The sequence below is a fragment of the Peribacillus aracenensis genome, from assembly GCF_025175645.1.
GTDB classification, from domain to species: Bacteria; Bacillota; Bacilli; order Bacillales; family DSM-1321; genus Peribacillus; species Peribacillus aracenensis.
On record NZ_JANZMJ010000020.1, the window covers coordinates 87,100 to 96,492 of the forward strand.

A 9,393-nucleotide genomic window follows, 5' to 3' on the forward strand; every position below is an offset into this window, starting at 1 on the left:
GTACGAGTTTGATATAGTTGTCGTTAATAAACCGTTATTAAATCCATTAGCTGTTTCACTTGGAGGTTAACAATGAATACAAGAATTGCTGTCATTGGTTCCACTGAATTTATGGAAAGAATTGAATCCATCACATCCGAAATTACTGGAATTGATTTCGACGCCTATGTATATGAGAAACCTACTGAGGCCGGTATGCTTGTTAAGAAACTCAAGCCGTGTGATGCTGTGTTGTTCTCCGGGGCGTTGCCGTACTACTTTTCAAAAAAATATCATGAGCACCTTCCGATTCCTTCTTTTTATTTAGCACAAGATGAAATGTCGGTCACTTCTTCCTTACTATCCGTGCTTTATCATAAAAAAATCTCTCCACATCGAATTTCCGTCGATGTTAGCAACGCCTTGATCGTAAAGAACGTATTAACTGACCTCGAAATCGAGATGGACCCGAGCTATATCATGGATTATCAGGAGATGCTGAATGACTCATTTGATATTTCACTGATCACTTCTTACCATCATGAACTTTGGAAGGAGGGTTTCATTGATCTTGCATTAACAAGCATCCATTCTGTATTTGATCAACTGCAACTTATTGGGGTACCTGCCATGCGCATGGTTGATCCCCGAAGCTCCATCTTTAAAGCGCTGCAGGATATTAGAGCTAATACAGAACTAATTAAAAGCAGATCTTCACAGATTGCCGTTTGCTATGTCATATCGGATGAAGCGAACGCTCATGAACTGGTAGATGGTTTAGCACATGAAATACAAGCCTCGGTCCAGCTTCTTGAAGACTTCCACTTCATCCTGTACAGCACTCGTGGTGAAATCGAATCGTTGATAAAGAAAAACGGCCTGAATTATTTTTTTGACAAATTCAAGAAGAAGAGTAAAGTTGGTTTCGGATATGGTTCAACCATTATGGATGCAGATCGTCATGCAAAGATTGCCCTCGGATTTGCTGAAAAACATAGTGAGTACAAATGCGGATACATTCTCACGGAAGACAAAGATTTGCTTGGACCGTTTCCACAGCAAACCAGACAGCAACGCTTGAAAAACGATCATCCCGAACTACTTCAGGTTGCCAAACAGACAAAATTGAGTCCTGCAAACATATCTAAAATCATCCAGTTCAGTCATTCCCGCCAATCCGTCCAATTCACGGCTGCTGAACTAGAGGATTATTTACAGGTGACCCGTCGTACTACAGAAAGAATTTTAAAAAAGCTATCCGATCATGGGCATGTCACCATCGTCGGCGAAGAAATGACCTATTCGAAGGGACGCCCCAGAGCTGTTTATGAACTTAATTTGCCTGTATACTAGATTTAAATGTAAAGAAAGGTTCTTTTGAAGGAACCTTTCTTCGCTCGAGGTCTCTTGATTTATTGCAGGTCATATTTAAATTTGGCAAGTTTTTCATATAGGTAAAGTTGCTTCCTCTTCTTTCTTGATATTCTGAATTTCGGCTTCTGTCAATTTCGTAATGGTAAAGCCAGTCATCGCATAAATGATAGAAATAACTGGGATGATAAAATTCAGAATCGCATATGGTGCATAATCGAATGCATGCACACCAAGTGTTGCAAGGATAAATACTCCGCAAGTATTCCAAGGAACAAATACTGAAGTCAATGTTCCTCCATCCTCAAGTGCACGGGATAGGTTCTTCGAGTGAAGTCCTTTATCTCGGTAAGCTTTTACATACATACGTGAAGGAATGACGATGGAAATATATTGTTCTGAGCATGTTACATTCGTCGCAAAACATGATAAAACTGTTGACGCAACGACGCTTCTCGATGTTTTTGCGAATTTTAATATTTGCTTTACGATCGCTTGAAGCATGCCTGTGTTTTCAAGGATTCCACCAAATGTCATTGCAACGATCGTCATGGACACGGTGTACATCATTGAATCCAATCCGCCGCCGTTAAACAGCTTGTCGACCATACTATTGCCCGTATCAATCACGAAGCCGCTTTGCAATGCTGCTATTGCATCAGCCATGTTGCCTCCTTGAATGAAAATTTGTGATAAGAAGCCGAGCAACACCCCAATAATCAATGCCGGAATGGCTGGAACTTTTTTAGCAACTAGAATAATGACGATTAACGGAATGATCAATAGAAACGGAGAAATGACAAAGCTATCCTGCAGTACACGCATCGTTTGTTCAATATTCTCAGCATTCATATCTCCTTTACCAAAATCCTTCCCAAGAATGGCGTATATAACCAAGGCAATTATAAATCCTGGAATCGTCGTGTAAAGCATATGGCGAATGTGTACGAATAAATCTGTTCCTGTAAGTCCGGATGCAAGATTGGTCGTGTCTGAAAGCGGTGACATTTTGTCACCAAAATATGAGCCTGAAATAATAGCCCCCGCAATCATTGGTGCTGGTATTCCCATACTTAGACCAATCCCCATACCAGCAACACCGATTGTCCCCATCGTTGACCAAGAACTGCCGATTGCCAATGATACCACTGCACAAATAACGGAGATGCTAACAAGAAAAAATGAAGGAGTGAGGATTTTAAGACCATAATATATCATGGTGGCAACAATTCCTCCGCCCATCCAAGCCCCGATTGTCATCCCTACTAGAATAATGATGACGACTGCTGGCAGGGCGAGACGTATTCCCTTGTACATAGACTCTTCTATTTCGTTCCACTTATAACCTGAACTCCAAGCAACAATAGCAGCAGCTGATGTGCCTAAAATAAGTGGAATATGCGGACCCTGTTCCAGCCAGACCACCGTAATTGCCATCATTACGATCATGACGATGAGCGGTATTATTGCAACACCGAATGACATTTCTTTTTTCATAAAGCATCCCCTTTGTGATTAATTTTCATGACTCTATTATTTGATGACTATTTAAAAACGAAAGACTTGTCGCTAAATAGCCGTTAATAGAATTATCATAATATTTCTACGAATAACCGTCAATTAATATTTTGAAGATTAGCTCTCTTTAACAAAGCATTAGAAATCCATTACAGTTACTAAAAGAACTACAGTAACAACTGTAGTCCAAGACTTCTCTTGACTAAAAGAAAAAAAACCAAATGGCAACCACCCAGCCCAACTTAAATAAGATGCATTTCCTTTTTCAGTACTTTTTTGGCCATGCCAAATAACCCTCCATAACTCTTTTGGAAGGGTCTTTCTCTGAATCACAAAACCGTTATTTGGCTAAATCCCGGAACGACTTTTCTCATTTTTATTTCACGGATATCCAATGAAGGATTTTATCTACCAGGGTAACAAAAGTCTTTTCAGCCGTTTTCTTTTCCTTAAATTAAATTCAAAGTTATTCTACCTTAACTTTAATTTTATTAATGGCTTAGAATATCCATATCCAGCGGTTTTTGGATTGTCGAATTGATATGTATTTTATTGTCTGGAAATGCATTTTGATCATTGTCTTCATTTGGATAATACACATAATCAATTGTTTGAAAAGGCCCTACAATCCTACAACCAATGAATAAAAAAAGAGAATACATATCGGACGTTTATAATATGCATTCTCCTTTTACTTCCTGTTAAACAACACTCCATATTGTGGAATGAATTAGTCTTTAGGTTATTAATCCAATTGCATTTTTTAGAACTTTCGGTGCCTTTTTAATTCCTTCTGTTCCAATAAAACTGCTCGCACTCGCTATTAATAAGCTTGAAGAAATGAATTTGACCACATAAAAAATTCCTGATCCAATAATTAGATCTAGGATTAAAAACCTTTTAATTGTTGAGCCTTTTACTACATAAATAACGATTTGGTTGTTTTTCTTCCTACTCAGCATTGTCACACCCTTATCTTTTTCTAAAGGGTATGACAATGATGGGTTGTCATATTCTTTGGATCATGTCTTACTTACTTTAATAAAACTGCTTTCTATTAGTATCGGGCATAACAAGCTTCTTAAATATGAGGAGGTCTTTTTGATTAAACTTACTTTCCTGTTTGGATGCTCTGACTAATAATTTGGCTCAAAGCCTCGTTTATTGGTGTAGAAGGGCGACCAAGTAATATTTCTAAATCATTACTCGGTATTTCTAATTCACCATCCCTAATGCCTTTTTGCATGTTAACGAGCATAGAAATGTAGGTTTCTGGCACCTCTGCACCTTTCATAATATCGGTATACGTCGCATCATCGACTTGTTGTACAGGTACTTCTTTTCCTAATACAGTTCCAAGAGCAGATGTTAATTCCTCTTGAGTCATAAGCTTGCCGGAAAGCTCGTATACAGTATTCTCATGTCCGCTCCCGGTTAAGACATTTGCTGCTGCCTCCGCATAATCTTGTTGAAGTGCCCAGCCCACCTTTCCTGTTCCTGCAGATGTAATCCAAGGTGCTCCTGCCATCACACCTTGTATACTCCCCATTTCATTTTCCAAATACCAATTGTTTCTTAAAAATGAGTATGGAATACCTGTTTTCAAAATAGCTTCTTCTCTTGCACGATGAGCTGGGGCAAGGAATAAGTTACTTTCACTTGCATTTGTTACACTAGTATAAGCAATGAATTTAACTTGATTACGCTGAGCAGCAGCCACGGCATTAGCATGCTGTCTTATTACTGTTTCATCATCCCCAACAGTGGATATAATTAAAAGTCGATCAATTCCTGAAAAAGCAGCATCTAATGTTTCTGGTTGATCAAAATCTCCATATCGAACTTCTACTCCCCGAGCTCGTAATCCTTCTGCTTTTTCTAGATTTCGAACACTAACTGCTAATTGACTCACTGGTACAGTTTTTAATAAAGTTTCCATCACTTTTGATCCTAATTTTCCAGTTGCGCCAGTAACTAATATTTTCATCTTTTTCCCTCCAATTCATTTTTTCCGTATTAGAAAAGTCGATACTAGCAATCTAAATAATTCATTAATCAAAAACCTAAATAATGTGTATCGATAAACATAGTAAAATAACTTTTTAAGTTTATTGATATACCTCCCTTCACTTATCCGTATACTTGTTGAATTATTAAGTACAGGTATATACTATATCCACGGTCACAATAATAAAAGTAGGCATTTTTTAATGACATAGTCACAAAAATAGGACCATTAAGAGAGAGAGGGAAAATACAATCAATGGCTCGATTTAATTTTCAAGGAGAACCCCCTCCTGAAGAACAAGAAGAAGTATGCTCTTTGACACTTACTCAAAATGTATTGGCCGGAAGATGGAAAATTATCATTTTATGGTATCTAAGTCGACAAACAAGAAGATTTAACGAACTCCAAAGGTTGTTACCGGGCATTTCAAAAGGAATATTGACAAGACAGCTGAGAGAATTGGAAGAGGATGGTATCGTTCACAGAGAAGTGTATAAAGAAGTTCCTCCTAAAGTAGAATACTCGCTAACACCACAAGGGAAAAGCATCATCCCAGTACTGGACATTATGGGAGAGTGGGGAAAAAAATATATGAAAAAAAAACAAAGTGAACAAAACTACTCTACCCATGTTAATAAAGAAGAGCTATAGTATAAATTGAATTATACTCCGGATAATGGACACACATAAAAAAGTGTCCATTATCCGGATTTTTTTATGTTTCGAAAGATGTAATGAGTATGGAAAGGGGATTTTAATAAAAATGGTTTTTACGTAGACCCTGCTCTATAATTAGTCTGATAATCTACAAAAGGAGACAACCATGTATATTTGGAATATTAACAAACTCGTAATAGCTTTACAGGAAGGAACAATAACTGGAAAACAAAAGAAAAGATACAGTATAACTTTTTGGGTACTGGTTGCTTTTACAGTGTTTTCACTGCCTGGAGTTTATAACACTTCATCTAGGAATGGATATGATGTTATTGATCTAATTTTATTTATTATTATCAATGTGATTGCAATCTATCTTTTAGTCGGTATTTATAAGAAGAGAAGTAGGAAGGAATTAGATTTCTTCTTGCCCTTTTTTGGCTTAATGATTCCACTATTTATACGTAACAGCTTATGGACCATACTTTTAACTATCCTTGGCTCTATTTATATTGTCTTATTTGCCCCATATCATTCACTTGAGGAAACTAATATTATCGATGTAAGCATTAATGCTATAGTCGAAATTATCATGAACATTATGTTTGTTCATTACTTTAAGAAGATATATAACTAGGAAGCACCTATTTTGGTGCTTTTTAATTTGACTTCACCATTTCACTTCCTCCTACCGGCTCCATCCATATTAATTAAACGAGAATCAAAAATGAAAAAATTTGCCCTCTTAACACGTTCTTGGTACTAATCTCTTTTTCTCCTAATAAAATTAATAAACTAACTATTTAGGAGGGGTATAATGTTTAATCAAAAACTGGAAAGTAATAGTCCACTAATTTATAAAATTAATGACGTCACTTACCAAAAGTACAATCTATATAAGAAACCATACAATCGGGAAGTATTCGTCATAAAAGATTACGGTGAAGACCGCGGTATTACCTATAAAAGTATTGCATTATACGAAGCAGTTAAAGATCATTTTGACCGTTTTAAAATTGCAAAAATTGTTAAAGAAATTAATAAAGACAATCTTTTGCTCGATAGTGATCTCATCCTTATAGACAAAAAAGGAAATGAGCTACACCTATCCGGTTGCAGTTGCGGATATGCTGGCAATGGTGCGAATGGAACTGTTGAAATTTTGAACAAGGCTGGATTCGAGATAGATAGAAGGTTTGTTTTTTGTTCAAAAGGATTCACTCTTTTTCATCCGAATGAAGAAAAGGAACTTTATGGCGAACGCTTATAAATTATCTAAACAACTGTTTATATCTTTTTTGGAACCTTTTATCACTACCTAATCACCTATGCAAAATATAATATACAAATGTATGAAATCTCCCTTTCAAATAAAAAAGCCTTGGGAACTGAGAAATCAGTAATACCAAGGCTTCAAAGTCATTAATAAATTTACATTAATTGAAAATCACACAAAACTAGGGAAATATCTAGAAGAACAGAACTATATCTCCGAAATTCAAGATATATCTCCGAAAAACACAATATATCTGCGAAATTCAGGATATATCTCCGAAAACGGCACTATATCTACGAAAATCGAGGTGTTTGTATAATTGAACTATTTTCTTGACCTAATGCCATTTTATACATTTCACTATTCCTCAAGTATACCCTTCACTCGCTTTACTTTGTCTTCCATCTTGCGTTCTTTATCACGACGATCATCGATTCGGATATTCGTACAAACTCTAGCAAGACCTTTTTCAAAAGGTACTTCGTGCATCGCTTGGATCACTTCAAACAACTTAGGAAGGTCGCCTTCAATGATTGTATTCATGGGAGTCAGTTGAAAACGGATTTCTCCCTTTTCTTCATATTGCTTTAATACTCTTTGAATATCTGCCACATAACTGCTGACACTTGGAGTTTGTGTACCTACAGGAATAACCGTTACATCAACTATTGCCATTCTTATTCACCAATCCTTTTTATGTATTAATCAATAAGCTTACATCATCCATCTTATATAGACGGATGTTTTTAACTATTATAACTTAAACTTCGCACCTGTGAAATTTGATAAGAGCTTTTAAGCTTTAGATTCGTAAATCAAAGCACTTCTGCTGGTAAGAAAATTACTGTAGAATCGTTGATTCTTAACACTTGTCCTGCTGACTAGGTCATTAGCTGCCTTTTTAATACATCCTTATATGCTTATGAGTGGAACTAGATGCATTCCAGTTAGCCGTATTGGTATTATAATTCCAGCAAACAAATCCACCTCTATAAAAATAGAGGTGGATTTGTTTTAGATCGATTTATTTATGCCTTACTTTTATTTATATAATCCTTATAGACTAAAACTGCAACAACAATAAAACTTAGACTAACAAACCTGAAGATCATCTCTAAACTAATCCATTCAGCTAAAATGCCTAATAAAAATGCGCTAATTCCAACACCAACGTCAAAGCTGGAAAAAAAGGTTGCGTTGGCTGCACCTCTTTTTTCTTCTCTTACTTTTTGAACTGTCCACGTTTGTAAACATGGCATGACAGTTCCATACCCTGCCCCAAATAAAATCGCCGCAATGATAAGTTGAATATCATTTGTCGTATAAGACAGGATAAAAAGTGACAAAAATCCTAAATAAGCTGAGATAATGATAATAGACCAAGGTCCTTTTTTGTCATACCATTTTCCTGTAAACGGACGTAGTAAAGTTGATACAGTTGCATTGATAAGGAAGAATAGAAAAATATGATCTACTCCCTTTTGTTTACCAAAAAGAACCAAGAATGTAATGATAGCCCCAAAACCTAGTGTTGTAATAACGGTAAGTAATGCTGGGAACCATACGTCTTTTTCATAAATCATATCCAAAAAGCGAAATGGTTTCTTCTTACGCTTTACATTAGCAGGTGAATTTACAAATTGAAGCGCAATTACCGCCAATAAGCTCAGTACTACTGATGACCAAATTAAAATATCGAAGGAAAAAGAGTCATAGATAAGGATACCTATACTTGGTGCAATGATAGCCCCTACCGTTGTGGATATAGAAAAATACCCTATCCCTTCTCCTAAGCGTGTCTTAGGAATCAAATCCACTACTATTGTACTATTAGCTGTGGTTGATACCCCCCAAGCAGCACCATGGAAAAGCCGTAACAATAGAAGAAGCCATATAATATTAAGATACGGATATAGCATTGTAATGATCATTAAAGCTGCACTTGCACAAATGGCCAGACTTTTCCTCTGGTTATCAATTAAATAGTAACCTACAAAAGGCCTGATTAAAACAGCACCTATCGTAAATAATGATGTGACTAGACCTACCTGAATGGAAGATGCATTCATGCTTAACAAATAGGCAGGCAAAATAGGCAGTAACATTTCAAACCCAATAAAAACTAAAAAGTTGCTTATAAATAAAAAAAGAAATGATTTATTAAAGATTCTTTGATTTTTCATATAATTATTCCTCGCTTCTAAATTATTTTTCTAAGTTAGAAGCGTTTGGAACACCGAAACATTTTTCAATTGTCTAAGGTTTTTAGTCAATTGACTCACCCTCTCTAAACCCCTTAAAAAATTTATCAAACTATCATATCAGAACCTCTCCTTATAAACAAGCTAATTTTTTAACAGCTTTATTTAAAATTAAATGACTTTATTGTCATTCTACAGGAATAAACATCACAGTTTTTGTCATATGTATTTATTCCAATAAAAAAACATCCTCGACTGAACTGCACCCCAATTGTTAGACACATCTATCAATTGGAGGTGCAGTTTCTTTATGGCCAAATTTACAGCACAACAAAAAATACAAGCGGTACAGAGATATCTTGAAGGAACAGAGGGACATAAAA

The 9,393-nt window shown here is 36.0% G+C and carries 9 protein-coding genes; 4 read left to right on the forward strand and 5 right to left on the reverse strand.

Features of this window, described 5'->3' with window-relative positions; translation table 11 throughout:
* The first annotated feature begins 72 nt into the window (after nt 1–72).
* Nucleotides 73–1,332, forward strand: coding sequence for a TroA family protein (locus N0M92_RS18890; protein ID WP_260287294.1), 1,260 nt, complete (start codon nt 73–75; stop codon nt 1,330–1,332).
* 93 nt (nt 1,333–1,425) lie between these two features.
* On the opposite strand, the gene nhaC is transcribed toward N0M92_RS18890, so the two are convergent.
* The 3 genes from nhaC to N0M92_RS18905 form a co-directional block, all read right to left on the reverse strand.
* Complete coding sequence (gene nhaC, locus N0M92_RS18895; protein ID WP_260287295.1) at nt 1,426–2,847, reverse strand: Na+/H+ antiporter NhaC; 1,422 nt, start codon at nt 2,845–2,847, stop codon at nt 1,426–1,428.
* A gap of 758 nt (nt 2,848–3,605) precedes the next feature.
* Complete coding sequence (locus N0M92_RS18900) at nt 3,606–3,830, reverse strand: hypothetical protein (RefSeq protein WP_260287296.1); 225 nt, start codon at nt 3,828–3,830, stop codon at nt 3,606–3,608.
* A 149-nt stretch (nt 3,831–3,979) separates the two neighbouring features.
* Nucleotides 3,980–4,855 (reverse strand): SDR family oxidoreductase, encoded by an 876-nt coding sequence (locus N0M92_RS18905; protein ID WP_260287298.1) that lies wholly within the window; start codon nt 4,853–4,855, stop codon nt 3,980–3,982.
* A gap of 276 nt (nt 4,856–5,131) precedes the next feature.
* Between N0M92_RS18905 and N0M92_RS18910 the strand changes: the two genes are divergently transcribed.
* From N0M92_RS18910 to N0M92_RS18920, 3 genes are all read left to right on the forward strand, one after another.
* Entirely contained in the window at nt 5,132–5,527 is a 396-nt protein-coding gene (locus N0M92_RS18910; RefSeq protein ID WP_260287299.1) for a winged helix-turn-helix transcriptional regulator, read from the forward strand.
* A 172-nt stretch (nt 5,528–5,699) separates the two neighbouring features.
* A complete protein-coding gene (locus N0M92_RS18915) occupies nt 5,700–6,170 on the forward strand; it encodes a hypothetical protein (protein ID WP_260287300.1) in 471 nt (156 codons plus the stop codon).
* 180 nt (nt 6,171–6,350) lie between these two features.
* The gene (locus N0M92_RS18920) at nt 6,351–6,803 is read left to right on the forward strand and encodes a hypothetical protein (RefSeq protein WP_260287301.1); all 453 of its coding nucleotides are present in this window, start codon (nt 6,351–6,353) and stop codon (nt 6,801–6,803) included.
* Between the two features lie 366 nt (nt 6,804–7,169).
* On the opposite strand, the gene N0M92_RS18925 is transcribed toward N0M92_RS18920, so the two are convergent.
* Nucleotides 7,170–7,484, reverse strand: a complete 315-nt coding sequence (locus tag N0M92_RS18925) for an MTH1187 family thiamine-binding protein (RefSeq protein WP_260287303.1) — start codon at nt 7,482–7,484, stop codon at nt 7,170–7,172.
* A 353-nt stretch (nt 7,485–7,837) separates the two neighbouring features.
* Nucleotides 7,838–8,992, reverse strand: a complete 1,155-nt coding sequence (locus N0M92_RS18930; protein ID WP_260287304.1) for an MFS transporter — start codon at nt 8,990–8,992, stop codon at nt 7,838–7,840.
* Nucleotides 8,993–9,393: the final 401 nt, after the last annotated feature.